Origin of the sequence: Streptomyces sp. NPDC086549, assembly GCF_044746205.1 — a bacterium.
GTDB lineage: Bacteria > Actinomycetota > Actinomycetes > Streptomycetales > Streptomycetaceae > Streptomyces.
Genome location: NZ_JBIVBS010000001.1, coordinates 610,303 through 636,586, shown reverse-complemented (window position 1 = coordinate 636,586; position 26,284 = coordinate 610,303). Strand labels below are relative to the sequence as shown.

Below are 26,284 nucleotides of genomic sequence, written 5' to 3'. Positions count from 1 at the left end.
TCCTCTGCGAATCGGGGAGGCTCCCCTAGGCGGGTATGACGGCCACCACCACTCCTTGGTCCGCTGCCGGGCTGACCGCTGCCGACATGCGTACGGCGGCGGCTCGGGCCATGCGGCCGGCGTGGGTCGCGGAGGTCAGGAGCAGGGGCTGGAGGTGTTCCAGTCCGGAGACCAGGAGTTCTTCGCCGGCGAGGAGCACGGGCCGGGCCGCCTTCGTCGTGGCCGCTGCCGCCTCGGTCAGGTCGGCCAGGGGCGGGAGCGTGGCGCGGGCGATGCCCGCGCCCGCCGCGGCCGCCCGCTCCGCGAGGGCCACCTGCAGGGCCATCAGGGGAGTCACGGCCGCCGTGAGGGCGTCGGCGATGCGGCGGAGTTCGGGGGAGGAGTCGCGCAGGACGTCCGCCGCCGCACGGATCACCGGGGTGAGGGCCAAGGCGGTGCCCGCCGCCACGCCCGCCGCCGCGGGGAGCAGCGGGGACATCGCCTCGGCCAGCTCCCCGAGCGCCGCCGCCACCTCCTCCACCGCCGGTTCCACGGCGTCCAGCACCGGAAGCAGGCTGTCGCCGAGGGCGGCGAGCAGGGCCTGGGCCGGTTCGCTCACCGGGTGCACCGCCAGCGGGGCGCCGCTCGTGCCCAGCCGGGTCAGCGTGTCGACGATCCGGTAGAACGCATCCTGCGCCTGCGGTGACGCGCTGGCCTCCGCCAGCTCCGCCGTCGTCTGCCGCAGCACCCGCAGCAGCTCGGGACCCGAACCGTCCCGCGGGTCCAACGTGTTGATCGCGATTCTGGTGATGTTCCCGGCCGTGTCCAGGAGTTGGCCGGTGATGTCGGTGGTGCTGCGTGCCATGCGCAGCACCTCGTCCCTGCTGGGGAGCGAAGGAATCGTCGCCATGGGCCCCTCCCGCCTCTCCTCGGCCCGCGTCTCGTGCGCACCCGCCCACAGCATGCCCCCTGTGGCCCCCGCGCCATCGGCCATCCGGGGCATCGGTGACACCGAGACCTCCCTGTTGCTGTTGAGTCGAACAGGTACGTCTCGCCGTACCGATCTCAGGAAAATGCAGAGGAGGTTCGCGTGCGCCCCACCGCAAGAGCCGTTCCCCCCGGACCCGTTCTGATCGCTGTTCGGCACCGACCCCCACTTCCGGGACCATCCGAAGGGGGAGTTCGCCCAGGTGGGAAGGGCATTGGTCGCAGCGGGAGCAGCGAGCAGCGGCTCGGTTGAGGAGAGCGGATGACGCAGGAGATCACCGTCCACGGCACGGTCGCCGACGGCTTCGAGGCGGTGCGGGAGGAGTTCGCCGCCTTCGCCGCCGGAGAACGGGCCGACTACGAAGGGCAGTTGTGTGCGTATGTCCATGGGCGGCGGGTCGTCGACCTGTGGGTGGGGGAGGGCGTCGACGGAGACTCCCTCTACGGCGTCTACTCGTCCACCAAGGGAGCCGCGCATCTCGTCGTGGCGATGCTCGTGCAGGACGGCACCCTGGAACTGGACCGCAAAGTCACCTACTACTGGCCGGAGTTCGCGGCCGAGGGCAAGGGCTCGCTGACCCTGCGCGACCTGCTCGCGCACCGGGCGGGCCTGGTCGGCACCGACTCCGGGTTCACGGCGGCGGAGCTGGCCGACGACCGGGCGATGGCCGAACGGCTCGCCGACCAGCGGCCGTTCTGGCGGCCCGGTGCGGCCTTCGGTTACCACGCCCTGGTCATCGGCGCGCTCACCGGCGAGGTCGTACGGCGCGCCACGGGCCGTACGATCCAGGAGCTGCACGAGGAGCGGGTCCGCGCCCCCTACGGCCTGGACTTCCACCTGGGCCTGCCCGCCTCCCGCGAGCCGCGCTTCCGCACCGTACAGCCCATGCTCCCGACCCCCGACCAGCAATCGCTCCTCGGCGGGCTGCCGGGCGGGCCGCACACGCTCGCGTCCATCGCCTTCAACCGCCACACGGCCGATCCGACCGACCTGGAGTCCCTCCCCAACGAACGCCTGATCCGTGCCAAGGGCCCGGCGTCGGTCGGCGGGGTCGCCTCGGCGCGCGGGCTCGCGGGACTGTACGCGGCGATGATCAGCGAGGTCGACGGGAAGGCGCCGCTGCTGAAGCCGGACACGGTGGCGGAATTCGGGCAGTTCCACTCCGTGGGCTACGACCTGGTGGCCCGCACCCACAAGTCGTTCGGCCTCGGCTTCCAGGCGACCGCCGACCTCTGGCACCCGTTCCTGGGCGCCGGCGCGATCGGCCACAGTGGCGCGGCGGGCTCCCAGGCCTTCGCCGACCCGCGCAGCGGCCTCGCCTACGGCTACACCCGGCGCCGCTTCGCCTTCCCGGGCGGCGCGGCCCCGGAGAACGACCGCCTGGCCAGAGCGGTGCACATGGCAGCACTGGCGAGCTGACAGCGGAAGGCCGCACCCCACGTCCAGGGGTGCGGCCTCCGTCTTGGGCCGGGCAGCGCTACAGCTTGACGATCATCTTTCCGGTGTTGTCGCCGCGCAGCACCCCGAGGAACGCCTCCAGGTTGTTCTCGATGCCCTCGACGACGGTCTCGCGGTACTTCAGCTGCCCGGAGGCCACCCACGGGCCGACCTCGGCCACGAACTGCGGCTGCAGGTCGTAGTGGTCGCCGACCAGGAGGCCCTCCATGCGGCCGCGGGTCTGGATCAGGCGGGCGAGGTTCCTCGGGCCGGGGGCGGGCTCGGTGTTGTTGTAGACGGAGATCATGCCGCAGATGGCGATCCGGCCGCCCTGGTTGAGGGAGCCGATGGCCGCCTCCAGGTGGTCGCCGCCGACGTTGTCGAAGTAGACGTCGATGCCGTCGGGAGCGGCCTCGCGCAGCTGCTCGGCCACCGGGCCGTTCTTGTAGTTGAAGGCGGCGTCGAAGCCGTACTCCTCCACCAGCAGCTTCACCTTCTCGTCGGACCCGGCGGAGCCGATGACCCGCGAGGCGCCCTTGAGCTTGGCGATCTGGCCGACCTGGCTGCCCACGGCACCCGCGGCGCCGGAGACGAAGACGCTGTCGCCCTCCTTGAAGGAGGCGGTGCGCAGCAGGCCGGCGTAGGCGGTGAGGCCGGTCATGCCGAGGACGCCGAGGTACGTCGACAGCGGCGCGGCCTGGGCGTCGACCTTGACGGTGTGCTTCGCGTCCATGACCGCGTACTCGCGCCAGCCGAAGAAGTGCAGCACGTGGTCGCCGGCCGAGATGCCCTCGGCGTGGGACTCGACGACCTCGCCGACGGCCCCGCCCTGCATGACCTTGCCCAGCTCGAAGGGGGCGGCGTACGACTTGGCGGCACTCATCCGGCCGCGCATGTACGGGTCGACGGAAAGGTACTTGTTCCGTACGAGCACCTGTCCCTCGCCCGGCGTCGGGACCTCCGCCTCGACCAGGGCGAAGTCCTCGGGCTTCGGCCAGCCGACGGGGCGGCTGAGGAGGTGCCATTCGCGGTTGATCATGACAGTGCCTTTCGGGATTTACTTCAGTACCTGAAACAACCATGCGCCTGAATATTTCAGGATGTCAAGTAACCGGGTATCCTTGAGGGCATGTCCACCCCACAGAAGACCCGCCGGCCCGACGAGCTGACCCTGGAGGTCGTCGAGCTGATCGGGGACGTCGTGGCCCGGTTCTACACGGACTACGAGGAAGCCGCGGGCGAGCACGCGCTCACCGGCGCCCAGGCCCGCCTGCTCAGCCTGCTGTCGCTGGAGCCGCTGCCGATGCGCAAGCTCGCGCAGAAGCTGAAGTGCGAGCCGTCGAACGTGACCGGGATCGTGGACCGTCTGGAGGCCCGTGGCCTGGTCGAGCGCCGCCCCGACCCGGCGGACCGCCGGGTGAAACTCGCCGCCCCCACCGACGAGGGCCGACAGGTCGCCCAGAACCTCCGCGAGGGCCTGCGCTTCGCCCGCGAACCCCTCGCCGGACTGTCCGACGAGGAGCGGCTGTCCCTGCGGGACCTGCTGCGCAGGATGCTGGACATACAGGCCCGCTGAGCCCCTGGGACACCCCGGAGCCCCCCGGTAAGGTCTTCGCCATGCGCGATCTTGGGGTGGGACTCGGATATCTCCTGAAGGGCCAGCGATGGGTGGCCCGGCACGGCAAGCGGTACGGCTTCGGCCTGCTGCCCGGCCTGATCACCCTCGTCCTCTACGCGGCGGCACTCGTCGCCCTGGCCCTGTGGGGCGAGGACCTCGTCTCCTGGGCCACCCCCTTCGCCGACGACTGGTCGAGCCCCTGGCAGGGACTGTTCCGCGGCTTCCTCACGGCGGTCCTGTTCGCGCTCGGCCTCCTCATGGCCGTCCTCACCTTCACCGCGGTCACCCTCCTGATCGGCCAGCCCTTCTACGAGAACCTCTCCGAGAAGGTCGACCAGGACGTGTCGCCCGACGGCACGGCACCCGAGTCCGGCCTCCCCCTGTGGCGCGAACTGTGGGTCTCGGCCCGCGACAGCCTCCGCATCCTGATCCGCGCCGCCGTGTGGGGCGTACTGCTCTTCGCCCTCGGCTTCCTCCCGTTCGTCGGCCAGACGGCCGTCCCGGTGCTCGGCTTCTTCGTCACCGGCTTCTTCCTCACCGAGGAGCTGGCCGCGGTCGCCCTCCAGCGCCGAGGCATCGATCTCCGTGCCCGCCTCACCCTGCTCCGCTCCCGCAAGACCCTGGTCTGGGGCTTCGGTACGCCCCTCGGCCTGGCCTTCCTGGTCCCGTTCGTCGCGGTGTTCCTGATGCCGGGCGCGGTCGCGGGGGCCACGCTCCTCGCCCGTGACCTGCTGGGCGAGGAGATATCCGAGGACGAGCCCGCTCCCGAAGAGGAGGACGCCACCTCGTGACCCAGATACTCGCCGTCGCCGTCATCACGGTCCTCGCCGTGATCGCCCCGGGCGCCGACTTCGCCATGATCGTCCGCAACAGCTATCTCCACGGCCGCCGCACCGGGCTGCTCGCCGCCACGGGTGTCGCGGCTGGCGTCCTGGTGCACGTCACCTACACGATGCTCGGCGTCGGCCTGCTGATCGCCTCCTCCACCTACCTCTTCACGGCGATCAAGCTGATGGGCGCGGCCTACCTCGTCTACGTCGGCGTCCGCACCTTCCGGACCCGCGGCGAGGTGGAGATCGACCTGACCGGTGAGCGGGAGCTGACACCGCTGGCCGCCCTGCGGACGGGCTTCCTCACCAACGTCCTGAACCCGAAGACGACCCTCTTCGTCGTCTCGACCTTCGCCCAGGTCATCAGCCCGGACACCCCGGTCTGGCAGCAGGTGGGCTACGGCCTGTTCATGTCGCTGGCCCACCTGCTGTGGTTCGGCGTGGTCGCCGTCTTCTTCTCGCACGAGCGGATGCGCTCCCTGATGCTGCGCGGCCAGAAGGTCCTCAACAAGGTGATCGGTTCCGTCCTGGCCGGGCTGGGCGTCAGTCTCGCGCTCGCTCCGTCTCATTGATCGCGACGGTCACGATCGACCGCACCTGCGCGATGATGTCCAGCCGGTTCCGCACGAACTCCGGGTCCGTGACCGCTCCGGTCGCCGGGTCGGTGTTCCCCGTGCCGAACTGGAGCACAGGGGTGTGGACATGGCCGCCCGGGAGCACGTCGTGCAGGCCCAGGCGGTCCCGCAGCAGCGTGGCCCGGTAGGCGATCTCGTTGGAGAGGTAGTTCCCGCCGCCCCCGGCACGGGCCGTCGAGCCGGGCGTCGGCCCGTCCGGCCGTACGACGGGATCGGCGCCTCCCGCCGGGATCTCGGTCACCTCCGTGTGGTCGTACACGGGGAACCGGCCGGTGTCCGCGGCCGCGATCGCGGCGTACGGCAGGGTCGTCGCGGTCCACTGAGGCTGCGAGGCAGGATCCGTGACCGGGACGGTCTCCGTCCTGCCGATGTTGTCGTTGTCGGGGAAGCCGCCCCGCCAGGCCCCGTTGGTCCGCTCGATGTCGAACCGCCCGACCCGGCCCTGGCTCACGGTCGTGAAGAGGTCGACCTGCGGGAGGTACGGCCGCAGCGTCCGCTCCACGGTCCCCTCCGCGAAGTCCTGCCAGCGCACCGGGAACACGGCCGTCTCGACGCGCGCCGGACCGTCCGCCGTCTCGATCACCGCGCCGTCGAGCGCGAGCGCGGTGGCCCCGGACGGGTTGGAGATGCGGATGTCCCGGTCGAGGGTGAACGGATCGAACCCGGTCACCAGGATCCGCCTGATCCCCTCGGCCCCTTTGGCCCCCTTGTCCCCCTCGGACCCCTCGGCCCCTGTGCCGTGTGGATAGCGGATGTCGGCCTGTCCGCGTGACGTCCGCTCCAGCTCGTCCAGCAGAGCCGCCCGTTGCGTGTCGCTGAGCCCGAACCCGGGCTGCCACGTCCGCACTTCCCGCGTCATCCCCAGCCGCGCCCAGTACAGCGGCCGGTCGTCGTCCCGGCTGAGGTCACCGCCCGCCGGACCCCGCCCCTGCGCCCGGTCGACGGCCCGCCGCCACAGGGCCGATCCGTCGTGCGCGACCGCACGGCGGGCCTGGGCGTAGGAGTGCGCGGAACCGAGCGCGCGGGCGAACTCCGGTGCCACGGTGTCGAATCCGGAGCGCCTGAGGATCTCCTGGGGTACGGCACCGTCGAGCCGCAGTTCCTCGACGGTCGGGGCGGGGGCGGTCCCGGCGGACGCCGTCGTCGCGGGGGCCGACAGGCCGGCCAGCAGGGCCAGCCCCAGAAATCCGATCCGAACACGTAGGGAATTCAAGGTGGTTCAGGTCCTTCCGTCGCTGTGGGGCGCGTGGTGCGGGACGGCGGAAGTATCCCGTGACGGGAGTGGTCTACGCCACGGCGCGCGGGACGGCCGCGCGGTCTCGTGGCGGCGGTGCCCGGACACGGGTGATACTGCCGCGCATGAAGACAGCCAAGGCCGTGAACCTGGGCGTCCTGTTCCTGATCGAACTCGGCGTCCTCGCGGCCGCCGCCCACTGGGGCTTCACCCGTGACGTGGCCACCCCGGTGCAGTGGCTGCTCGGCCTCGCCGCGCCCGCCGTGCTCATCGTTCTGTGGGCGCGGTTCGGGGCGCCGAAGGCGTCGCACAAGACGCGCGGAGCGGGCCGCGTCGCCTTCGAACTGCTGTGGTTCGGGGCCGGGACGCTCGCCCTGTTCGCCGCCGGTGCCGTGGACTGGGGGATCGCCTTCGCGCTCGTCTGCGCGGTCAGCAAGGCGCTGGCGGTCGGCTGGCGGCAGTGACGCCTGATCCTCGGCCCGGTCGAGGTCGCTCCTTCGAAATCTGGGACGACTCGTGGGTGTTTGTGAAGGGTTCGTACGAGATCCCGGCCGGCCGCCCGATCGCCGGCCGTCGTCTCTCCGCCACGACTAACGTCTGATCCGGGACGAGTCTCCCCTTGAGCAGCCCCGGTCCGGGACCTGACCCCTGGGCCGGGGCTCGTGACTTCAGAGACCTATGTGGCAGACTCCCGGGCCGCGAGACACCGGAACACGCCGGTACGGGGGAGAGAAACCATGTATCCAGGTCAGCAGCAGCCGGGGCCGTACGGCCCGCAGCAGCCCTATCAGCCGTATCCGCCCCAGCTGCCCCACCTGCAGCAGGGGCAGCCGGATCCGTACGCCCAACAGGGCCCGTACGCCCAGCCGTACCAGCCCTACCCGCCCCAGCAGCCCTACCCGCCCCAGCCCCAGCCGCCCCAGCAGAGCCTCGGCGAGGGGCGGATGCGGCTCGATCCGAACCTCACCCCCGGTCAGCGCGACCTGGTGGTGAAGATCCAGCAGAAGGCCAAGTTCCTCGCGTACGGCTTCGTGCTCGGGGTCCCGCTGACCTTCGGCGGCGCCCACTACGGCATCACGCACGGCCCGGCCGGCTTCGCCGGTACCGCCGTCGGGCTGGTCCTCGTGGCCGTCGGCGTCCTCGCCCTGACGCAGATGCAGGCCCTCAAACGGCAGCTGAGGCTCATCACCCCGGACGCCTGGCGCTCCCCGGCCGCGCACCTGCCCGGCGCCCGCAAGGCCGCCACGCAGGCCGCCTACGTCAACGGCCTGCTCGTCCTGCTCTCCTTCGGCGCCGCGGGCTACCTGCTGTACAAGGGAGCCGGGTGGGGCGCGTACGGCAACTCCCTCGGCTTCGGCGCACTGATGCTCGGCGCGTGCATCCCCTTCGGCATGGGCGTCGCCGCCGCGACCACGATCCCGCAGCTGCTCCAGGTGATCCCGGCCGGCGCCAGGGTCGGCCGGAGCCTGTACTCGATCATCTTCGTGCTGGCCACCACGGTGACCGGCGAGGGCATCAAGGGCAGGGAGCTCCTCCCGATCGCGATCGGCGGCTCGGCGCTGCTGATCTGCGCGGGCGCGATGGCCCTGCTGGGCCGGGCCGCCAAGCGGATGCGCGGGGAGAGCGCCTAGCCCCCGCAGGTCCCGTCAGTCCCGCACGCCGAAGGCGTACACCGTCTCCGAGCGGTACACCCGGCCCGGCCGCAGCTGCGCGGTCGGGAACTCCGGGCGGTTCGGGGAGTCGGGGAAGTGCTGGGTCTCCAGGGCGATGCCGTCGCCCGGCGCGAAGGGGGCGCCCAGGTGGTCCGCCGTGTAGACCTGGATGCCGGGCTCGGTGGTCGCGATCGTCAGCAGCCGCCCGGACGCCGGGTCGTACAGCTCGGCGACCTCCCCGGGCGCTTCGCTCTCGCCCTTGTCGAGAACGAAGTTGTGGTCGTACCCGGCGCCGACCTTGCGTGCCGTGCGGAAGTCGAGGCGCGAGTCCGTCACGTCCCGCAGCTCGCCGGTCGGGATCAGGTCCGCGTCGACCGGGGTGAACCGGGAGGCGTCGAGCCGGAGCTCGTGGCCGCCCGCGTTGCCCGAGCCGCCCAGGTTGAAATAGCTGTGGTTGGTCAGGTTCACCAGGGTCGGCGCGTCCGTCACCGCCTCGTAGGCGATCCGCAGCGCGCCGGAAGCGTCGAGCGTGTATGTCGCGGAGACCTCCAGCCGGCCCGGGAAGCCCTCCTCGCCGTGCGGGCTGACCCGGGTGAGCCGCACACCGTGCTCGACCGGCTCCGCCTCCCAGACCCGCTTGTCGAAGCCGCGCTCACCGCCGTGCAGGGAGTTGCGCCCGTCGTTCGCGGCGAGGGCGTAGGTGAGCCCGTCCAGGGGGAAGCGGGCACCCCCGATCCGGTTCGCGTACCGGCCGACCAGGGCGCCGAAGTACGGCTCCGGGTGCGCCAGATAGCCGTCGAGGCCGGCGAACCCCAGCACGACGTTCGCCGTCCGCCGGTCCCGGTCCGGGACCTCGACGGACTGCACGATCCCGCCGTACGTCAGGATCCGCACCCGCACTCCGGCGCGCTCCAGCGTCCAGCGGTGGACCGGAGTGCCGTCGGAAAGTGTGCCGAAAAGTTCGCTCATGTGGGAAACCCTAGGCCACGGGTTCGTCGGCCGTGACTCGCCGGTACGCGATGGCGGCGAGCCGCGCCTGGCCGTCCGTGCTCGGGTGGAACCAGTCCCAGTGACTCAGCTGGTCGGTGCCGAACTCGTAGTCGAAGACGGCGCCCCCGTCGAAGCGGCACCGGCGGTCCTTCGCACAGACCTCCTCCAGCACCTTGTTGTAGGCCTCCACCCGCTGCTGCACCCTGTCCCGGCGCAGGGTGGCCGCCGCGGCCAGGTCGTCCGCGTCGCTCAGCATCGACGGGCAGATGCCGAGCTTCCACACCTGCTTGCCCAGCGGGTTCGTACGGCCCTGCGACCACAGCCGCTTCAGGTTCGGCACGCTCGCCACGTACACCTGCGCCTTCGGCAGCGCCTCGCGCAGCGTGCTCATGGCCTCCTCGAACTGGGCGCGGAAGTCGTCCACCGGGGTCATCGCCGAGGCCGTGGCCCGGCAGGCGTCGTTGGCCCCCGCCATCACCGTCACCAATTGCGGCCTACGGGCGACCGCGTGTGCCATCTGGCCGGGCAGGTCGGCCATCCGCGCCCCGGTCACCGCGTAGTTCCAGCTGTTCTCGGCCGCCTTCGTCCGCCCCAGCAGCCGTACCGCCAGGCTGTCGACCTGGGTGCTGGTGCCGGTCGCCCAGGACACCTCGGGGCAGTCCGACAGGACCGTGCACGCGTCGAAGCCGCGGGTGATGGAGTCGCCGACGGCGGCGATCGAGGAGGGGGTGCGGTCCCACACCGGGGCCGCCCGGGTGGCCCGCGCCTTCGTGACGCCCGGCGCGGGGGAGTCGTCACCCATGGCATCGCAGCCGGCGGCGCCCAGAACGGCCGCCAGCACGACGGCGATGACGGCCCGTGAGCGCCGGCGTCGGTTTCGCATGCCCTGGTCCATCCCCTCGTCGTGCCGTCATGGTGCCCAACCCATGACAACGCGCGAGGGTTCCCGGCGGGTGGCATGGAACGCCTCACACCCGTACAAGCGTCCCCCTGGGTGAATGGCGGAGTTTCCTGGCACCGGGACCGACGGTACGTCACACTCCTTGCGCCGCCGCACGGTAGCCTCGCCATCAACGCGGCCGTCGCGCCACTGCCGCCCGCCAGTCCGCAAGATGTCCCGCTCTGCCCGGAGGTTCCGGTGACGACACGTGGAGTTCTGTACGTGCACTCCGCTCCGCGCGCGCTGTGCCCGCACGTCGAATGGGCCGTCGCCGGGGTGCTCGGCACACGCGTCAACCTCGACTGGATCCGGCAGCCCGCGGCACCCGGCACCTGGCGTTCGGAGTTCTCCTGGAAGGGCGAGGCCGGCACGGCCTCCAAGCTGGCGTCCGCGCTGCGCGGCTGGCACCTCCTCAGGTTCGAGGTCACCGCCGAGCCCTGCCCCACCGCCGAGGGGGAGCGCTACAGCTGCACCCCCGAACTGGGCATCTTCCACGCCGTCACCGGCATACACGGCGACATCCTCATCCCGGAGGACCGTCTGCGCGCGGCCCTGGTCCGCAGCCAGCGCGGTGAGACGGATCTGGAGGCCGAGCTGTCCAGGCTCCTGGGGAAGCCGTGGGACGACGAACTGGAGCCGTTCAGGTACGCCGGTGAGGGCGCCCCGGTCCGCTGGCTGCACCAGGTCGTCTGAGACGAAAGCACGCGAAGGGGCCCCCACCAGTCGGTGGGGGCCCCTTCATTCACGTGCAGGTACCGCTCAGATCGTCCGGAACGCCAGCACCACGTTGTGCCCGCCGAAGCCGAACGAGTCGTTCAGCGCGGCGATACGGCCCTCGGGCAGCTGACGCGGCTCGCCGCGGACCACGTCCGCGTTGACGTCGGGGTCGAGGTCGTCGAGGTTGATGGTCGGCGGGGCGGTCCGGTTGACCAGGGCGAGGATCGACGCCACGGTCTCGATGCCGCCGGCGCCGCCGAGCAGGTGGCCGGTCATCGACTTGGTCGCGGAGATCGCCATGTGGTCGACGTCGTCGCCGAACACCTTGCGCAGGGCCTTGATCTCGGCGACGTCACCCTGCGGGGTCGAGGTGGCGTGCGCGTTCACGTGCACGATCTCGGCCGGCTTGAGGTCGGTGTTGTCGAGCAGGTTCTGCAACGCGTGCGCGATGCCGTTGCCGGACGGCTCGGGCTGCGTGATGTGGTGACCGTCGGACGAGATGCCCTGGCCGACGGCCTCGGCGTAGATCCGGGCACCGCGGGCCTTCGCGTGTTCCTCGGACTCCAGGACGATCACGCCGGCGCCCTCGCCCATCACGAAGCCGTCGCGGCCGGAGTCGTAGGGACGGGACGCGCCCTCGGGGTCGTCGTTGTTCTTGGACATCGCCATCATGTTGCCGAACGCGACGATCGGCAGGGGGTGGATGGCCGCCTCCGTGCCACCCGCGACGACGACGTCGGCGCGGCCGGTGCGGATCATCTCGATCGCGTAGCCGATGGCCTCGGCGCCGGAGGCGCAGGCGGAGACGGGGGTGTGCACACCGGCACGGGCACCCAGCTCGATACCGACGTTGGCCGCCGGGGAGTTGGGCATCAGCATCGGCACGGTGTGCGGGGAGACACGGCGTACGCCCTTGTCCTTGAGGACGTCGTACTGGTCGAGGAGCGTCGTCACGCCGCCGATGCCGGAGGCGATGACCGCACCAAGCCGGTCGGGGTTCACGGACGCGTCCTCACCGGCCTTGGCGGTGAAACCGGCGTCCTTCCAGGCCTCCTGAGCGGCGATCAGCGCGAACTGCGCGGAGCGGTCCAGCTTGCGGGCCTGCGGGCGGGGGAGGATCTCGCCCGGTTCGACGGCGATCTGCGCGGCGATACGGACCGGCAGCTCGGCCGCCCACTCCTGCTCCAGGAGGCGGACGCCGGACTTGCCGGCGACCAGGGCCTCCCAGAACGAAGCTGCGTCGCCACCCAGCGGTGTGGTTGCGCCGATACCGGTGACGACCACGGTGCGATTGGTCGGGCTCACGGGAATTCTTTCTCCAACGGATACGGGAGGACTACCCCCGCGTCAGCGGGGACTACGGCGCCACCGCCGGGTGGCGGGGCCTTGCAGCCTCAGGCTCGAGCGGTGACTCAGGCCTGGTGCTTGAGGATGTAGTCGGTGGCGTCACCGACGGTCTTCAGGTTCTTGACGTCCTCGTCCGGGATCTTGACGTCGAAGCGCTCTTCGGCGGCAACGACGACCTCGACCATGGACAGCGAGTCGACGTCCAGGTCGTCGGTGAAGGACTTGTCCAGCTGGACGTCCTCAACCGGGATGCCGGCGATCTCGTTCACGATGTCGGCGAGACCGGCGACGATCTCTTCCTGAGTGGCGGCCATGTCAGGCGCTCCTTCTTAGATATCCAGACAGTTTGACGCCTGCCGCGTGAGCGGCAGGTGTGTGCGGCTTCCGCCTCGGATCGCATGATCCGGCACGGAGTGCCTAGGGGAGGGTAACGACCGTGGCGGCGTAGACGAGACCCGCCCCGAATCCGATGACGAGCGCGGTGTCGCCGCTCTTCGCCTCGCCGGTCGCCAGGAGCCGCTCCATTGCGAGCGGGATCGAGGCGGCCGAGGTGTTGCCGGTGGTGCGGATGTCACGGGCGACCGTGACGTGCTCCGGCAGTTTGAGGGTCTTCACCATCGAGTCGATGATCCGCACGTTGGCCTGGTGCGGGATGAAGACGTCCAGGTCGTCCGAGGTGATCCCGGCCGCGTCCAGCGCCTGCTGCGCGACCTTCGCCATCTCGAACACGGCCCAGCGGAAGACCGCCTGGCCCTCCTGCGTGATCGCGGGGAACTTGACGTTGCCCTCGCTGTCCAGGGGGAGTCCGGCGAGTTCGCCGCTCCTGAAACGGTCCCAGGGAACCGTCTGCTTGATGGTCTCGGACTTGTCGCCCTCGGAGCCCCAGACGGTCGGGCCGATCCCCGGCTCCTGCGAGGGGCCGACCACGACCGCGCCGGCGCCGTCGCCGAACAGGAAGGCCGTTGCGCGGTCCTCCAGGTCGGTCAGGTCGGACAGCCGCTCGACACCGATGACGAGTACGTGCTCGGCGGACCCCTCGACGATCATGCCCTTGGCCAGGGTCAGCCCGTAGCCGAAGCCGGCGCAGCCCGCCGAGATGTCGAAGGCGGCGGCCTTGTCCGTGCCCAGTTTGTCCGCGATCTCGGTCGCCACGGCCGGGGTCTGGCTGAAGTGCGAGACGGTCGAGACGACCACGGCGCCGATCTGCTCGGCGGAGATGCCCGCGTCGGCGATCGCCTTGCCGGAGGCCTCGATCGCCATCGCCGCGACGGTCTCCTCGGGGCCGGCCCAGTGCCGGGTCTCGATGCCCGAGCGCGAACGGATCCACTCGTCGGACGAGTCGATCGTCTCGAGGATCACCTCGTTCGGCACCACCCGGGTCGGCCGGTAGCCGCCGACGCCGAGGATGCGCGCGTACGGGGCGCCCTTGCTGGGCTTGATCTTCGACATGATCGGTACGGCTCCTTAGGCGTCAGGCGTCGGCGCCCGCTGCGTCGGCAGCAGGATCGGACACGGCGGAGACGAGCTCGCGGGCCGCGTCGAGGTCGGCAGGGGTCTTCAGCGCCAGCGTCTTGACGCCCGGCAGGGCGCGCTTGGCCAGGCCGGTCAGTGTGCCACCGGGGCACACCTCGATGAGCGCGGTGACGCCGAGCTGCTTGAACGTCTCCATGCACAGGTCCCAGCGGACCGGGTTGGCGACCTGGCCGACCAGGCGCTTGAGCACCTCGGCACCGCCGGCGACCGTCTGGCCGTCCTTGTTGGAGACGTAGGTGATCTTCGGGTCGGCGGGCGTGAGCGCGGCGGCGGCCTTGGCCAGCGTCTCGACCGCGGGGGCCATGTGGTGCGTGTGGAAGGCGCCGGCGACCTTCAGCGGGACGACCTTGCGGACGCCCTCGGGCTTGTCCTCGTTCAGCGCGGCGAGCTGCTCCAGCGTGCCCGCGGCCACGATCTGGCCCGCGCCGTTGATGTTCGCCGGGGTCAGGCCCAGCTTCTCCAGGTGCTTGACGGACACCTCGGGGTCGCCGCCCAGGAGCGCCGCCATACCGGTCTCGGTGATCGACGCGGCCTCGGCCATGGCCAGACCGCGCTTGCGTACGAGACCCAGTGCGGCGGTGTCGTTCAGGACGCCCGCGAAGGCGGCCGCGGTGAACTCGCCGACGCTGTGGCCCGCGACCGCGCCCGGCTGGATGTCACCGAGTGCCGTGGCGGACAGGATCCCGGCGGCGACCAGCAGCGGCTGAGCCACCGCCGTGTCACGGATGGCGTCCGCGTCGGCCTGGGTGCCGTAGTGGATGAGGTCCAGTCCGATGGCGTCCGACCAGGCGGCGACGCGGTCGGTGGCACCGGGGAGGTCGAGCCAGGGAGTCAGGAAGCCGGGCGTCTGGGCGCCCTGGCCGGGAGCGACGAGTACGAGCACTCTCACACTCTCTCTTGGGGACGGCCAAGGCCGCCCGTGGGGACAGGGACGAAGAACGAGAAGCGGTTTTGTGGAGCCCCGACAAAAACCTAGGGTTGGGCATCTCCATCGGCCAGACGTCCCAGGATCAGCGCGATCCGCAGCGTGAACGCGGATCGTACATCGGATGGCGACCAGCCGGTGACGTCAGTCACACGTCGGAGCCGGTAGCGCACGGTGTTCGGGTGAACGAAGAGCATCCGCGCCGCACCCTCCAAGCTGCTCGCCTGCTCCAGATAGACGCTCAAGGTTTCCAGAAGCGCCGAACCCGCTTCCTCCAGTGGTCTGTAGATCTCCTCCACCAGCTCCTCGCGGGCACTCGGATCTCCCGCGATGGCACGCTCCGGAAGCAGATCGTCCGCCAGCACCGGCCGGGGCGCGTCCTGCCAGGCCGAACAGGCTTTCAGGCCCGCGGCCGCGGCCTGCGCGGACCGGGTCGCGGCCAGCAGATCGGGTACGACGGGTCCCGCGACCACCGGTCCGGCGGCGTACGGTCCGATCAGCGACTTGGCGACGGCGAGCGGATTGTCGTTGCCGCCCGCGATGACGACGAGCCGGTCCCCGAGCACTCCGGTGAGCACCTGGAGCTTGGCGTGCCGGGCGGCCCGCCGGATGGCCTCCACCGTGAGCTCGGAGTCACCTTCCGGCGCGGTCCCCAGCACGACGCACACGTGGTCCGGCGAGTTCCACCCGAGGGCGGCGGCGCGGCTGACGGCCCCCTCGTCGGCCTCGCCGCTGAGCACGGCGTTGACGACGAGCGACTCCAGCCGCGCGTCCCAGGCACCGCGTGCCTCGGCGGCCTGGGCGTACACCTGGGCGGTCGCGAAGGCGATCTCCCGCGCGTACACGAGCAGCGCCTCGCGCAGCAGCCTCTCGTCGCCGGGCGCCGCGACCTCGTCGATCGCGCTCTCCATGACCTCGATGGTGGTCCGCACCATCTCCACGGTCTGCCGCAGCGTGATGGCCCTGGTCAGCTCGCGCGGCGCGGTCCCGAAGACGTCCGTGGAGATGGCCTGTGGGGCGTCCGGGTGCCGGAACCACTCGGTGAAGGCGGCGATGCCCGCCTGGGCCACGAGCCCGATCCAGGAACGGTTCTCCGGAGGCATGGCCCGATACCACGGCAGTGTCTCGTCCATGCGTGCGATGGCCTGCGCGGCGAGACTGCCGGACGACTTCTCCAGCCGCTTCAGGGTCGCGGAGTGCGCATGGACGTCGTGCGTTACGTGTTCGGGTTTGCGGGTTTCGGGTTCGGGCACGGGACAAGACTGCCTTATCCGGACGGGAGCGTGCGCCGCCGGGTCATGACCGAGGTCTACGGTGGTCCCGTGATGGACGTACGGCGCGCCGCGGAGCGCTACCGCGGAGGAGACCCCGAGGCCGGGATCGACTCCCGCCACGCCTTCTCCTTCGGCCCGCACTACGACCCCGGCAACCTCCGCTTCGGCGCGGTCATCGCCTGCAACGAGGAGCGGCTCGCCCCCGGCGCAGGCTTCGACGAGCACCCGCACAGCCACACCGAGATCGTCACGTGGGTGGTCGAGGGCGAGCTGACGCACCGCGACTCGCAGGGTCACGAGACGCTGGTCCGTCCCGGAGACGTCCAGCGCCTGAGCTCGGCGGGTGGCGTCCGCCACATCGAGCGCAACGACGGGGACGCCCCCCTGGCCTTCGTCCAGATGTGGCTGACCCTCCTGGCTCCGGGTGGCGACCCGGCCTACGAGATCGTCCACGGCATCGCCGACTCCACCCCCTACGCCGTCCCCGAGGCCGGCGCGATGCTCCACGTACGGCGCCTGGCGCCCAAGGAGCGCACGGCGGTGCCGGACGCGGCGTACGTGTACGTCCACGTGGTGCGCGGCGAGATCCGGCTGGACGGGGAGGAGCTGGGGCCGGGGGACTCGGCGCGGATCACGGACGCGAAGAGCGTGGAGGCGGTGGGGGTGACGGAGGCGGAGCTGCTGATCTGGGAGATGGCAGCCGCATAGCTGCGGGCAGTCGTGCCTCCCCCAAGCTCTTCGAGCAGGGGGACCCCCAGGCGGCACGGGTGGGCGCAGCGGCACCCCGCCGGCGAGGGCGAGCGTCCCCATCCCCGCCCAGCCCCGGCAGACGTCAGCCCCGCAACTCCGCCAGCACCGCGTCCGTGAACACCGGCCACGCCTCGATCGCCCAGGGCGCGAAGGCCCGGTCGGCCAAAGCGGCGCACGCCACCCCCGCATCGGGGTCGATCCACAGAAACGTACCGGACTGTCCGAAATGCCCGAAAGTTCGGGGCGAGGACGAAGAACCGGTCCAGTGCGGCGACTTGGAGTCGCGGATCTCGAAGCCCAGCCCCCAGTCGTTCGGGTTCTGGTGCCCGTATCCCGGCAGGACGCCCTTGGTCCCCGGGTACTGCACGGTCATCGCCTCCGCGACCGTACGCGGATCCAGCAGCCGCGGCGCCTGCACCTCGGCAGCGAACCGCAGCAGATCCCCGACCGTCGAGACACCGTCCTTCGCGGGCGAGCCCTCCAATGAGGTCGAGGCCATGCCCAGAGGCTCCAGCACCGCCTGCCGCAGGTACTCCGCGAAGGGAATGTCCGTCGCCTTGGCGATGTGGTCCCCGAGCTGCTCGAACCCGGCGTTGGAGTACAGCCGCCGCTCCCCGGGAGGTGCGGTCACCCGGTGCTCGTCGAAGGCCAGCCCGGAGGTGTGGGCGAGCAGATGACGGACCGTCGACCCGGGCGGCCCGGCCGGCTCGTCGAGCTCGACCGCCCCCTCCTCGTACGCGACGAGCGCCGCGTACGCCGCGAGCGGCTTGGTGACCGAGGCCAGCGGGAAGCGGTGCCCGGCCGGACCATGGGTACCCAGGACCGTGCCGTCGGCCCGTACGACACCCGCCGCGGCGGTGGGAACGGGCCAGTTCTCGATCAGCGTGAGGCTCTTCGACGACATGCCGTCGAGCCTAAGCGGCTCAGAGCCTCGGCTCCATCAAGGGGTCCGGAACTGCTGCCGCTCGACCGGACCCAAGTGCCCGTCTGCTTGAGTCGTGCAGCAGCCGAGCTTCGGGGACGCGGTGGGAGATTCGTGTCCCGCACGCTGACGACCGCGCCCCAGGTCCGTCCCGTGGGTTTCTTACCGGGTTCCGCTTGCCTGGAGTGCACTCGAAGGCCATAGCGTGGGCACCATGACGGTGATGCAGACCTCGCCCGTGGCCACCGAGCAAGCCCCGACCCCCGTGGACATCTGCGCCGCCCCACCCCGGCGGCACCCGCGTCCGGACGGCCGGGACCATTACACGATCAGCGAGGTCGTCGCCTTCACCGGCCTCACCGCCCACACCCTGCGCTGGTACGAACGGATCGGCCTGATGTCCCATATCGACCGCTCGCACACCGGCCAGCGCCGCTACACCAACCGCGACCTGGACTGGCTGGACTTCGTGACCAAGCTGCGGCTGACCGGCATGCCCGTCGCGGACATGGTCCGGTACGCGGAGCTGGTGCGCGAGGGGGAGACCACGTACGCCGAGCGGCAGGAACTCCTGGAGTCGACCCGCAGGGACGTGCTGGCGCGGATCGCCGAACTCCGCGACACACTCGCCGTACTCGACCGGAAGATCAGCTTCTACGCGGACGGACGGACCGTGTAGCGACGGCTAGGGCCTGTCCGGCGGATCAAGTCGCAGGAAAGTAGCGGCGCCGTATCAGCCCAGATGGGCGTGCCAGACCCCGCGTCTGCGGCATGATCCGCCGGACAGGCCCTACAGCTCCGCCAGCAGCTCGGCCTTCTTCGTCGAGAACTCCTCGTCCGTCACCAGCCCGGCCCGGTGCAGCTCCCCGAGCCGGCGGATCCGCTCGGCGATGTCGGCGGGGTCGCGGCGCCCCGGCGCGGCCGTGACCGCCGCCACCGGCCCGCGCGCCCGCACCGCCGCGAGGACGGCGGCCGCGAAGGGGAGCGACTCGTGGACGGGGCCGTAGCCGAGGCCGAAGACGACCGTCGCCGGATCCTGGTCCGGCTGGGCGGGCCGCTCGGCGGACGCGTCGTGGCGCAGGAGCCGCAGATGGCCCTCGAAGACCTCGGGGGAGCGCCACTCGACCCCGCTCAGGTCGCCGACCCGGAAGCTCTGGTCGCCGGCCTTCCACTTCGCCGAGGAGGCGCCCGTCCAGGACCACCGGAAGTGCACGGAGGTCCCGTCGAAGGACGCCTTGCCGTCGTACGCCTTGAAGTGCCTGGGGGCCTCGGGCGCGGGGACCAGGTGGCGTTCCGCGGGGCCGGACTCGGTGAGCCGGTCGCGCAGTTCGTCGGCGTAGTACTCGGCGAGGGTCTCGCGCTCGGCGGGCAGGACCAGACGGTAGGGGTCGCTGCCCTCCTTCAGCTGCCCGGCCGCCGCCTCCATCAGCGGGTCCGCGCCGGGGCGGGGCTCGGCCCGCAGGACGACGGTGCCGCGCTTGCCGGGGGTGAGGGTCACGCCCGAGAGCGCCGCGAGCGGTACGCGCCGTTCACCCAGTGCCTGGAACAACTTCGGTGTTCGAATCCCCCGTTCGTAACGGATGAACACGGAGTCGGACTCGAACTCCCAGGCGGCATGAAATCCGGCCAGTACGTCACCCATGCGGCTCATCGTATGCGGCACGGGCTCTTCCGTCCCATCCCCGCGCAGACCGCAATTCCTGCGCCTCTACGCGCGTCCGCCCGTCGTCGCGTCGGACAGACCCGCCCGGCACACCGTGTCCTCGTGCGCGCACGTCACCGCGCGGTACGCGCCAACCCCGATGTCCGCGAAGTTCCGCAGACTGTCGGTGCCCGGCTCGAAATATCCGCTGTGTCCCTGGGCGTCCCGCGCCGACAGCACGCGCGAGCCGAACGCTTCGGACACCGGGTCGGCGCCGTGCCCGAGCCCGCCGACCTCCAGGTACGGGACGTCCTGGACCCAGTCGCTGGCGTCCCGCATCGCCCACACCCGGGCCGACGTGCCCAGGTGCGAGGCCTTGGTGACCCGCATGCCGGGGCTGGCCGCCACGGCTATGTCGGCCACCCGGTCCGGCATCGCGTGCGCGGCGACGCCGCAGACCACGGAGCCGTAGCTGTGGCAGAACATCGAGACGGGCGCCGTGCCGGGGAGGCCGCGCAGCATGGCGTTCAGGCGTACGGCGCCGTCCTCGGCGCGCATCGCCGTGGCCGCGTCCACGCCGAGCCCGTCGGGCGCGGTGTAGTCGGCCCAGGCGATCACGGCCGTACGGGTCGTGGGGCTCGCCGTGCGCTCGGCCGCGTACAGGGCCTCGGCCATGCCGGCCGTAGCCGAGTACTTGCGGTACGTCTTCTGGAAGGTGAGCAGATCGGTGTCGACGCCGGGGACGACGACGGAGATCCGCTCGGCCTTGTCCAGGTCCCCGAACACCTCGGCGACCCGGCCGGTGCCCTCGGGGTCGAAGGCGAGGATGTGACGGCCCTTCGCCATCAGCGCCTCGTAGCGGTGCATACGGAGGCCCGCCTGCTGCTGCCCGGCCGGGCTGAGCCGGCTGTCGTGCATGCGCTTCTTCTCGACCTTGATCGCCTGTTTCAGGGCGATGCGGTTGGCGCGGTAGCGCAGGTCGACGGGCGCGCCGTTCATGTTGCCGACCGCGAGCGGGTAGCGGTGCGCGAGGCGGTCGCTCTCCTGCGCGGTGAGCGAGGCGAAGAAACGGGCGAGCCGGGCGGGCGACGCGTCCGGGTCCGGCAGGTGGTGGCCGTGGACACGGCCGTGCTCCCACTTCGTGAGCGAGGCCTGGAGAGGGGTCCTCTCCGGGTGCGTGCGCAGCGCGGTCCAACCGGTGGTCGCGAGCATCACGAACACCACGCCCAGAGCGAGCAGCGCGCGCCAGACGTTGAGTTGCGGGGGGTTTTCGAAGGAAGTCACTGGGAGGACACACTAGGAGAACGGGAGGGTCTCGGGGTAACCGAGTGACAGGTATCACGTTTCAACAGGCGTGATGCTGGCCTCAGTCGGTCTCGGTCGGCCCCGGCCGGCCTCGGCCCGCGCACCGGTGAGTTCGCGGATGATCACCTCGCGTGGGCCACATCCGAGACGAGCCCTGAAACCGGATCCGGGCGGAGTTCGCCTATCAGGATGACTGCGCTAAAGATCCCTCGCCTCCGGTACGTGCCGCAGGTCACATTGGGTCAAGTCCTCCGCAGGGCACGGGGGAACTGGAGCCGCGGCGCGCTGCCGGAGGGGGGCAGCGCGCCGGCCTCCGGTCAGCCCGGCTGTTCTTCCCCCACCCGCTCCCGAGCCGAAGCCAACGCAGCGAGCGCGGCCACCTCCGCCCGAAGCGCCCGTACCTCCTCCGTGAGGGACTCGATCGCCTCCGTCTGGCGCCGTTCCTCCACGTCGTCCATCTCGAACCGGGAGATGAACCACGCGGCGATGTTCGCGGTCACCACACCCAGCAGCGCGATCCCGGACAGCATCAGCCCGACCGCGATCATCCGCCCCAGTCCGGTGGTCGGCGCATGGTCCCCGTACCCGACGGTCGTCATCGTCGTGAACGACCACCACACCGCGTCACCCAGCGTCCGGATGTTCCCGTTCGGCGACTCCCGTTCCACCGAGAGCACGGCCAGGGACCCGAACATCAGCAGTCCGACCACCGCCCCCGCGACATACGTCGTCAGCCGGATCTGCGAGGCCATCCGCGCCCTCCGCTGCACCAGCAGCAGCGTCGAGACGAGCCGCAGCAGCCGCAGCGGCTGGAGGATCGGCAGCACCACCGCGCACAGGTCCAGCCAGTGCGTCCGTACGAACTCCTTGCGCCGGCGCACGAGCGCCAGCCGCATCAGATAGTCCGTGGCGAAGGCCGCCCACACCACCCACTCCACCACCGTGCACACGGCCGTCAGGGAGTGCCCCGCCGAACTGTCCACGATCGGCACGGCATAGGCGACGGCGAAGGCCACCGCGAGCGCCAGCAGGGGCCGTTGGGTGTGTCGCTCCCAACGTGCCTGCGCCGATTGTTCCTCCATGTCCGCATCGTAGGGAAAACACAAGGGCGGTGGGGCAACGAGCCCCACCGCCCTTCAGCCGCTCAAGAGCCGCTCGAGCCGCTACGCGTCGCCCCCGGCCGCTCCCGGGTCCGCCGCCGACACGTCCAGCAACTGGTAGCGGTCGATGGCCTGCTTCAGCACCGAGCGGTCGACCTTGCCCTCCCGGGCCAGCTCGGTGAGCACCGTCACCACGATCGACTGCGCGTCGATGTGGAAGAAGCGGCGAGCCGCGCCACGCGTGTCCGCGAAGCCGAAGCCGTCCGCACCGAGGGACTGGTACGTCCCCGGCACCCACCGCGCGATCTGGTCCGGAACCGATCGCATCCAGTCGGACACGGCCACGAACGGACCCTGGGAACCGCTCAGCTTGCGCGTGACGTACGGGACCCGCTGCTCCTCCTCCGGGTGCAGCAGGTTGTGCCGCTCGCACTCCACGGCCTCGCGCCGCAGTTCGTTCCAGGAGGTCGCCGACCAGACGTCCGCCCGTACGCCCCACTCCTCGGCGAGGATCTTCTGCGCCTCGATCGCCCACGGCACCGCGACACCGGACGCCATGATCTGGGCGGGGAGGGTGCCCGCCGTGCCCGCGCTGATCCGGTGGACACCCTTGAGGATGCCCTCCACGTCCACGTCCGCCGGCTCGGCCGGGTGCTGGATGGGCTCGTTGTAGACGGTGAGGTAGTAGAAGACGTCCTCGCCGTGCGGGTGCTCAGCGTCGCTGCCGTACATACGGCGCAGGCCGTCCTGGACGATGTGCGCGATCTCGTACGAGTACGCCGGGTCGTAGGCGACACAGGCGGGGTTCGTCGAGGCGAGCAGCTGTGAGTGGCCGTCCGCGTGCTGCAGACCCTCACCGGTCAGGGTCGTACGACCGGCGGTCGCGCCGAGGACGAAACCGCGCGCCAGCTGGTCGGCCATCTGCCAGAACTGGTCACCCGTTCGCTGGAAACCGAACATCGAGTAGAAGACGTACACCGGGATCAGCGGCTGGCCGTGCGTCGCGTAGGCCGAGCCGGCCGCGATCAGGGACGCCGTGCAGCCGGCCTCCGAGATGCCGTCGTGCAGCATCTGGCCGGTCGGCGACTCCTTGTAGGCCAGGAGCAGGTCCCGGTCCACCGCCTCGTACTGCTGGCCGAGCGGGTTGTAGATCTTCGCGCTCGGGAAGAAGGAGTCCATGCCGAACGTGCGGTACTCGTCCGGTGCGATCAGCACGAACCGCTTGCCGATCTCCTTGTCCCGCATGAGGTCCTTGAGGAGACGGACAAAGGCCATCGTCGTGGCGATGGACTGCTGGCCCGTGCCCTTCTTCACGGTCGCGTACGTCTTGTCGTCCGGAAGCGTGAGCGGCTCGGAGCGCACGACACGCGTCGGGACGTACCCGCCGAGCCCCTTGCGCCGGTCGTGCATGTACTGGATCTCCTCCGAGTTCCGGCCCGGGTGGTAGTACGGCGGCACGCCGGACTCCAGCTCCTTGTCGGAGATCGGCAGGTGCAGGCGGTCGCGGAAGCCCTTGAGGTCGGCGACCGTCAGCTTCTTCATCTGGTGCGTGGCGTTGCGGCCCTCGAAGTTCGGGCCCAGGGTCCAGCCCTTGATCGTCTTGGCGAGGATCACCGTCGGCTGGCCCTTGTGCGCCTTGGCCGCCGAGAACGCCGCGAAGATCTTCCGGTGGTCGTGGCCGCCACGGCCCAGGTGCAGGATCTGGTCGTCGGTCATGTGCTCGACCATGGCGCGCAGCCGGTGGTCGTCACCGAAGAAGTGGTCGCGGATGTACGCGCCGGACTCGGTCGCGTACGTCTGGAACTGGCCGTCCGGCGTCGTGTTCATCTTGTTGACCAGCACGCCGTCGCGGTCCTGGGCGAGCAGCGGGTCCCAGCTGCGGTCCCAGACCAGCTTGATCACGTTCCAGCCGGCGCCGCGGAAGACCGACTCCAGCTCCTGGATGATCTTTCCGTTGCCGCGCACCGGGCCGTCCAGGCGCTGCAGGTTGCAGTTGACCACGAAGGTCAGGTTGTCCAGGCCCTCGCGCGCGGCGATGGTCAGCTGGCCGAGCGACTCCACCTCGTCCATCTCGCCGTCGCCGAGGAACGCCCACACGTGCGACTTGGAGGTGTCCGCGATGTCGCGCGCCTCCATGTAGCGGTTCATCCGGGCCTGGTAGATCGCGCCCAGCGGGCCGAGGCCCATGGACACCGTCGGGAACTCCCAGAAGTCCGGCATGGAGCGCGGGTGGGGGTAGCTGGAGAGTCCGTTCGGGGACTTCGACTTCTCCTGGCGGAAGCCGTCCAGCTGCGTCTCGGTGAGCCGGTCGAGCATGTACGCGCGGGCGTAGATGCCCGGCGAGGCGTGTCCCTGGAAGAAGACCTGGTCGCCGCCGTCGCCCTCGTCCTTGCCGCGGAAGAAGTGGTTGAAGCCCACGTCGTAGAGCGAGGCGGAGGAGGCGAACGTGGCGATGTGGCCGCCGACGCCGATGCCGGGGCGCTGTGCGCGGGAGACCATCACGGCCGCGTTCCAGCGGGTCGCGTTCAGGATCCTGCGCTCGATCTCCTCGTTGCCGGGGAAGAACGGCTCGTCCTTGGTCGCGATCGTGTTGACGTAGTCCGTGCTGCGCATCTCGGGCACGGCCACGCGCTTCTCGCGGGCCCGCTCGATCAGGCGGAGCATCAGATAGCGGGCCCGCTCCCGACCGCGCTCGTCGACGGCGGCGTCGAGGGAGTCGAGCCACTCCTGGGTCTCTTCGGGATCGAAGTCAGGAACCTGACTCGGAAGGCCGCCAATGATGATCGGATTGCGATCGGATCCGGAAGCCACGCTGTTCCTTACCTGTCAGAGGGCCGCTTTTCTGCTGGGGCGTTTTCCTTGTGCCAGCGCCGTCCCCCATCGTGTACCTCGGGGGCGCGTACGTCATCTCTACCGTGGGGTAACCGAGATGTCCGTACGGTCTCCCTCAAGCCGTACTCGGGCGGCTCCGGCCAAAACGCAACGATACGCCCAGCGTGTGACGCGATTGGCAAAGGTGTTCGAGTTCCGCACTCCTGGGTGATCCTCGGAGGGTTCCCGGACGGGCAAATCGGGCAGAAGGGTGTGGTGTAGGTCACCCTGGGTTTGGGAGGGGTGCCAGGAGTTGCGACGACACGGCCGGGATCGTCACTGTTTCGGCGGTCTAAACGGCCGGGTACTTGCGCGATCCGCCCCGCCCGTGTGGACTACGGCCAATGCTTCGCGTACGCGCGTGGCTGAGATACTCACCAAGACATGATCAGGAGGCAACCCGTGAGCGCGACCGCGGACCACGCGGAGGAGCGGACGAGCCCTGCCGTCAGGCTGGGGTTCCAGCCCGAGCAGGTGGTCCAGGAGATCGGCTACGACGACGACGTCGACCAGGAGCTCCGCGAGTCCATCGAGGAAGTCATCGGCAGCGAACTCGTGGACGAGGAGTACGACGACGTTGCCGACGCCGTGGTGCTCTGGTTCCGCGACGACGACGGCGACCTGACGGATGTGCTGGTGGACGCCACCACCTACATCGAGGAGGGCGGGTCGATCCTGCTCCTCACTCCGAAGACAGGCCGTGACGGGTACGTCGAGCCGAGCGACATCTCGGAAGCCGCCGTGACGGCAGGGCTGTCGGCCTCCAAGAGCGTCAGCGTGGGCAAGGACTGGAGCGGCTCGCGTCTGGTGACGCCGAAGGCCGCGAAGTCCAAGCGCTGATCAAGCAGTGACCGTCGGCCGCGGTGGCCGCCTCTGGGGGCAGCGCCCCCAGGCCCCCGTATCGGCCTGAACGACCTCGTCCTGAATTTCTCCAGGCTCTTCGAGCAGGGGGATCCCCCGGGCGAGCCGGTTTGAGCCGGGCTGAGCCGAAAGCTCAGCCCGGCCGCCACTGCGCCTCGGTGACGGCTGCGTAGGGTGGTGCCACCCGAACAGCCCCACCGAAGGGATGCAGGACGATGGCGATCCAGGTCGGCGACAAAGCGCCCGACTTCGAGCTCAAGGACAACCACGGCCGCACCGTGAAGCTCTCCGACTTCCGCGGCGAGCAGAACGTGGTGCTGCTCTTCTACCCGTTCGCCTTCACCGGCGTGTGCACCGGCGAGCTGTGCGAGCTGCGTGACAACCTGCCGCAGTTCTCGGCCCGCGGCACCCAGCTGCTCGCCGTCTCCAACGACTCCATCCACACCCTGCGCGTCTTCGCCGAGCAGGAGGGCCTGGAGTACCCGCTGCTGAGCGACTTCTGGCCGCACGGCAACATTTCGCGCGCCTACGGCGTCTTCGACGAGGACAAGGGTTGCGCCGTCCGCGGGACCTTCATCATCGACAAGGAAGGCGTCGTGCGGTGGACCGTGGTCAACGGCCTGCCGGACGCGCGCGACCTGAACGAGTACGTGAAGGCGCTCGACACCCTGTGATTCTTCGGGTCCAGGGCCTGCGGGGGGCGGGAACCCGTCACTAGGATCGATTCGTTGATC

26 protein-coding genes are annotated in these 26,284 nt (G+C 70.6%); 11 read left to right on the top strand and 15 right to left on the bottom strand.

Going from position 1 to position 26,284, the window contains the following annotated elements; translation table 11 throughout:
• Positions 1-25: 25 nt before the first annotated feature.
• Positions 26-889 (bottom strand): hypothetical protein, encoded by an 864-nt coding sequence (locus tag ACIPSA_RS02985; protein WP_402628136.1) that lies wholly within the window; start codon positions 887-889, stop codon positions 26-28.
• A gap of 339 nt (positions 890-1,228) precedes the next feature.
• Here ACIPSA_RS02985 and ACIPSA_RS02980 point away from each other — a divergent pair, with 339 nt between their 5' ends.
• Complete coding sequence (locus ACIPSA_RS02980; RefSeq protein ID WP_402628135.1) at positions 1,229-2,386, top strand: serine hydrolase domain-containing protein; 1,158 nt, start codon at positions 1,229-1,231, stop codon at positions 2,384-2,386.
• A gap of 58 nt (positions 2,387-2,444) precedes the next feature.
• Here ACIPSA_RS02980 and ACIPSA_RS02975 read toward each other — a convergent pair whose 3' ends face one another.
• Complete coding sequence (locus ACIPSA_RS02975) at positions 2,445-3,443, bottom strand: NADP-dependent oxidoreductase (RefSeq protein ID WP_402628133.1); 999 nt, start codon at positions 3,441-3,443, stop codon at positions 2,445-2,447.
• Between the two features lie 90 nt (positions 3,444-3,533).
• On the opposite strand from ACIPSA_RS02975, the gene ACIPSA_RS02970 reads away from it, so the two are divergent.
• The 3 genes from ACIPSA_RS02970 to ACIPSA_RS02960 are packed head-to-tail and all read left to right on the top strand — an operon-like array spanning position 3,534 to position 5,424.
• Positions 3,534-3,980, top strand: coding sequence for a MarR family winged helix-turn-helix transcriptional regulator (locus tag ACIPSA_RS02970; RefSeq protein ID WP_402628131.1), 447 nt, complete (start codon positions 3,534-3,536; stop codon positions 3,978-3,980).
• A 41-nt stretch (positions 3,981-4,021) separates the two neighbouring features.
• Positions 4,022-4,813 carry an EI24 domain-containing protein gene (locus ACIPSA_RS02965; protein ID WP_402628130.1) on the top strand — a complete coding sequence of 264 codons (792 nt, stop codon included), beginning with the start codon at positions 4,022-4,024 and terminating at the stop codon, positions 4,811-4,813.
• On the top strand, positions 4,810-5,424 hold the full coding sequence (locus tag ACIPSA_RS02960) for a LysE family translocator (protein WP_402628128.1): 615 nt from the start codon (positions 4,810-4,812) through the stop codon (positions 5,422-5,424). The genes ACIPSA_RS02965 and ACIPSA_RS02960 overlap by 4 nt, the downstream gene beginning before the upstream one ends.
• Here the strand turns inward: ACIPSA_RS02960 and ACIPSA_RS02955 are convergent.
• The gene (locus ACIPSA_RS02955; RefSeq protein WP_402628126.1) at positions 5,396-6,700 is read right to left on the bottom strand and encodes a pyroglutamyl peptidase; all 1,305 of its coding nucleotides are present in this window, start codon (positions 6,698-6,700) and stop codon (positions 5,396-5,398) included. The two genes, ACIPSA_RS02960 and ACIPSA_RS02955, sit on opposite strands and share 29 nt — an antisense overlap.
• Positions 6,701-6,846: 146 nt before the next feature.
• Between ACIPSA_RS02955 and ACIPSA_RS02950 the strand changes: the two genes are divergently transcribed.
• Both ACIPSA_RS02950 and ACIPSA_RS02945 read left to right on the top strand, forming a co-directional pair.
• Positions 6,847-7,185 carry a YrdB family protein gene (locus ACIPSA_RS02950; RefSeq protein WP_402628125.1) on the top strand — a complete coding sequence of 113 codons (339 nt, stop codon included), beginning with the start codon at positions 6,847-6,849 and terminating at the stop codon, positions 7,183-7,185.
• Between the two features lie 273 nt (positions 7,186-7,458).
• Positions 7,459-8,352: a hypothetical protein gene (locus ACIPSA_RS02945; protein ID WP_402628124.1), complete on the top strand. Its 894-nt coding sequence runs from the start codon at positions 7,459-7,461 to the stop codon at positions 8,350-8,352.
• Positions 8,353-8,367: 15 nt separating this feature from the next.
• Here ACIPSA_RS02945 and ACIPSA_RS02940 read toward each other — a convergent pair whose 3' ends face one another.
• Positions 8,368-9,342 carry an aldose epimerase family protein gene (locus ACIPSA_RS02940; RefSeq protein ID WP_402628123.1) on the bottom strand — a complete coding sequence of 325 codons (975 nt, stop codon included), beginning with the start codon at positions 9,340-9,342 and terminating at the stop codon, positions 8,368-8,370.
• A 10-nt stretch (positions 9,343-9,352) separates the two neighbouring features.
• Positions 9,353-10,246, bottom strand: coding sequence for an SGNH/GDSL hydrolase family protein (locus tag ACIPSA_RS02935; RefSeq protein WP_402628122.1), 894 nt, complete (start codon positions 10,244-10,246; stop codon positions 9,353-9,355).
• A gap of 255 nt (positions 10,247-10,501) precedes the next feature.
• Here ACIPSA_RS02935 and ACIPSA_RS02930 point away from each other — a divergent pair, with 255 nt between their 5' ends.
• On the top strand, positions 10,502-10,996 hold the full coding sequence (locus ACIPSA_RS02930) for a DUF3145 domain-containing protein (protein ID WP_402628120.1): 495 nt from the start codon (positions 10,502-10,504) through the stop codon (positions 10,994-10,996).
• Positions 10,997-11,062: 66 nt separating this feature from the next.
• Here the strand turns inward: ACIPSA_RS02930 and fabF are convergent, their stop codons facing one another.
• The 5 genes from fabF to ACIPSA_RS02905 all read right to left on the bottom strand — a co-directional run bounded on the left by fabF (position 11,063) and on the right by ACIPSA_RS02905 (position 16,078).
• Complete coding sequence (gene fabF / locus ACIPSA_RS02925) at positions 11,063-12,325, bottom strand: beta-ketoacyl-ACP synthase II (RefSeq protein ID WP_402628118.1); 1,263 nt, start codon at positions 12,323-12,325, stop codon at positions 11,063-11,065.
• 107 nt (positions 12,326-12,432) lie between these two features.
• Entirely contained in the window at positions 12,433-12,681 is a 249-nt protein-coding gene (locus tag ACIPSA_RS02920; protein WP_015660680.1) for an acyl carrier protein, read from the bottom strand.
• A 103-nt stretch (positions 12,682-12,784) separates the two neighbouring features.
• A complete protein-coding gene (locus ACIPSA_RS02915; RefSeq protein ID WP_402628117.1) occupies positions 12,785-13,816 on the bottom strand; it encodes a ketoacyl-ACP synthase III in 1,032 nt (343 codons plus the stop codon).
• A gap of 22 nt (positions 13,817-13,838) precedes the next feature.
• Positions 13,839-14,783: an ACP S-malonyltransferase gene (locus ACIPSA_RS02910; protein WP_402628115.1), complete on the bottom strand. Its 945-nt coding sequence runs from the start codon at positions 14,781-14,783 to the stop codon at positions 13,839-13,841.
• Between the two features lie 89 nt (positions 14,784-14,872).
• The gene (locus ACIPSA_RS02905; protein ID WP_402628114.1) at positions 14,873-16,078 is read right to left on the bottom strand and encodes a PucR family transcriptional regulator; all 1,206 of its coding nucleotides are present in this window, start codon (positions 16,076-16,078) and stop codon (positions 14,873-14,875) included.
• A 72-nt stretch (positions 16,079-16,150) separates the two neighbouring features.
• Here ACIPSA_RS02905 and ACIPSA_RS02900 point away from each other — a divergent pair, with 72 nt between their 5' ends.
• A complete protein-coding gene (locus ACIPSA_RS02900; RefSeq protein WP_402629450.1) occupies positions 16,151-16,807 on the top strand; it encodes a pirin family protein in 657 nt (218 codons plus the stop codon).
• A gap of 124 nt (positions 16,808-16,931) precedes the next feature.
• On the opposite strand, the gene ACIPSA_RS02895 is transcribed toward ACIPSA_RS02900, so the two are convergent.
• Entirely contained in the window at positions 16,932-17,753 is an 822-nt protein-coding gene (locus tag ACIPSA_RS02895) for a serine hydrolase domain-containing protein (protein ID WP_402628112.1), read from the bottom strand.
• A gap of 232 nt (positions 17,754-17,985) precedes the next feature.
• Between ACIPSA_RS02895 and ACIPSA_RS02890 the strand changes: the two genes are divergently transcribed.
• Entirely contained in the window at positions 17,986-18,450 is a 465-nt protein-coding gene (locus ACIPSA_RS02890) for a MerR family transcriptional regulator (RefSeq protein WP_402628110.1), read from the top strand.
• Between the two features lie 111 nt (positions 18,451-18,561).
• Here ACIPSA_RS02890 and ACIPSA_RS02885 read toward each other — a convergent pair whose 3' ends face one another.
• From ACIPSA_RS02885 to aceE, 4 genes are all read right to left on the bottom strand, one after another.
• Positions 18,562-19,413: a DUF4429 domain-containing protein gene (locus tag ACIPSA_RS02885; protein WP_402628108.1), complete on the bottom strand. Its 852-nt coding sequence runs from the start codon at positions 19,411-19,413 to the stop codon at positions 18,562-18,564.
• Positions 19,414-19,479: 66 nt separating this feature from the next.
• Positions 19,480-20,697 (bottom strand): alpha/beta hydrolase, encoded by a 1,218-nt coding sequence (locus tag ACIPSA_RS02880; RefSeq protein ID WP_402628106.1) that lies wholly within the window; start codon positions 20,695-20,697, stop codon positions 19,480-19,482.
• A 338-nt stretch (positions 20,698-21,035) separates the two neighbouring features.
• The gene (locus ACIPSA_RS02875; protein WP_402628104.1) at positions 21,036-21,800 is read right to left on the bottom strand and encodes a potassium channel family protein; all 765 of its coding nucleotides are present in this window, start codon (positions 21,798-21,800) and stop codon (positions 21,036-21,038) included.
• Between the two features lie 81 nt (positions 21,801-21,881).
• A complete protein-coding gene (gene aceE / locus ACIPSA_RS02870) occupies positions 21,882-24,629 on the bottom strand; it encodes a pyruvate dehydrogenase (acetyl-transferring), homodimeric type (protein ID WP_402628102.1) in 2,748 nt (915 codons plus the stop codon).
• 462 nt (positions 24,630-25,091) lie between these two features.
• Here aceE and ACIPSA_RS02865 point away from each other — a divergent pair, with 462 nt between their 5' ends.
• Positions 25,092-25,529, top strand: coding sequence for a DUF3052 domain-containing protein (locus tag ACIPSA_RS02865; RefSeq protein WP_402628100.1), 438 nt, complete (start codon positions 25,092-25,094; stop codon positions 25,527-25,529).
• Between the two features lie 236 nt (positions 25,530-25,765).
• Complete coding sequence (locus tag ACIPSA_RS02860) at positions 25,766-26,224, top strand: peroxiredoxin (protein ID WP_402628098.1); 459 nt, start codon at positions 25,766-25,768, stop codon at positions 26,222-26,224.
• Positions 26,225-26,284: the final 60 nt, after the last annotated feature.

Bases quoted from the DNA above. Each gene is read 5' to 3' on its own strand.
- ACIPSA_RS02985 (WP_402628136.1), bottom strand. From the start codon at position 889: ATGGCGACGATTCCTTCGCTCCCCAGCAGGGACGAGGTGCTGCGCATG.
- ACIPSA_RS02915 (WP_402628117.1), bottom strand. From the start codon at position 13,816: ATGTCGAAGATCAAGCCCAGCAAGGGCGCCCCGTACGCGCGCATCCTC.
- ACIPSA_RS02945 (WP_402628124.1), top strand. From the start codon at position 7,459: ATGTATCCAGGTCAGCAGCAGCCGGGGCCGTACGGCCCGCAGCAGCCC.
- ACIPSA_RS02920 (WP_015660680.1), bottom strand. From the start codon at position 12,681: ATGGCCGCCACTCAGGAAGAGATCGTCGCCGGTCTCGCCGACATCGTG.
- ACIPSA_RS02895 (WP_402628112.1), bottom strand. From the start codon at position 17,753: ATGTCGTCGAAGAGCCTCACGCTGATCGAGAACTGGCCCGTTCCCACC.
- ACIPSA_RS02860 (WP_402628098.1), top strand. From the start codon at position 25,766: ATGGCGATCCAGGTCGGCGACAAAGCGCCCGACTTCGAGCTCAAGGAC.
- ACIPSA_RS02970 (WP_402628131.1), top strand. From the start codon at position 3,534: ATGTCCACCCCACAGAAGACCCGCCGGCCCGACGAGCTGACCCTGGAG.
- ACIPSA_RS02890 (WP_402628110.1), top strand. From the start codon at position 17,986: ATGACGGTGATGCAGACCTCGCCCGTGGCCACCGAGCAAGCCCCGACC.
- ACIPSA_RS02935 (WP_402628122.1), bottom strand. From the start codon at position 10,246: ATGCGAAACCGACGCCGGCGCTCACGGGCCGTCATCGCCGTCGTGCTG.
- ACIPSA_RS02885 (WP_402628108.1), bottom strand. From the start codon at position 19,413: ATGGGTGACGTACTGGCCGGATTTCATGCCGCCTGGGAGTTCGAGTCC.
- ACIPSA_RS02975 (WP_402628133.1), bottom strand. From the start codon at position 3,443: ATGATCAACCGCGAATGGCACCTCCTCAGCCGCCCCGTCGGCTGGCCG.
- ACIPSA_RS02980 (WP_402628135.1), top strand. From the start codon at position 1,229: ATGACGCAGGAGATCACCGTCCACGGCACGGTCGCCGACGGCTTCGAG.
- ACIPSA_RS02875 (WP_402628104.1), bottom strand. From the start codon at position 21,800: ATGGAGGAACAATCGGCGCAGGCACGTTGGGAGCGACACACCCAACGG.
- ACIPSA_RS02950 (WP_402628125.1), top strand. From the start codon at position 6,847: ATGAAGACAGCCAAGGCCGTGAACCTGGGCGTCCTGTTCCTGATCGAA.
- ACIPSA_RS02965 (WP_402628130.1), top strand. From the start codon at position 4,022: ATGCGCGATCTTGGGGTGGGACTCGGATATCTCCTGAAGGGCCAGCGA.
- ACIPSA_RS02940 (WP_402628123.1), bottom strand. From the start codon at position 9,342: ATGAGCGAACTTTTCGGCACACTTTCCGACGGCACTCCGGTCCACCGC.
- ACIPSA_RS02900 (WP_402629450.1), top strand. From the start codon at position 16,151: ATGGACGTACGGCGCGCCGCGGAGCGCTACCGCGGAGGAGACCCCGAG.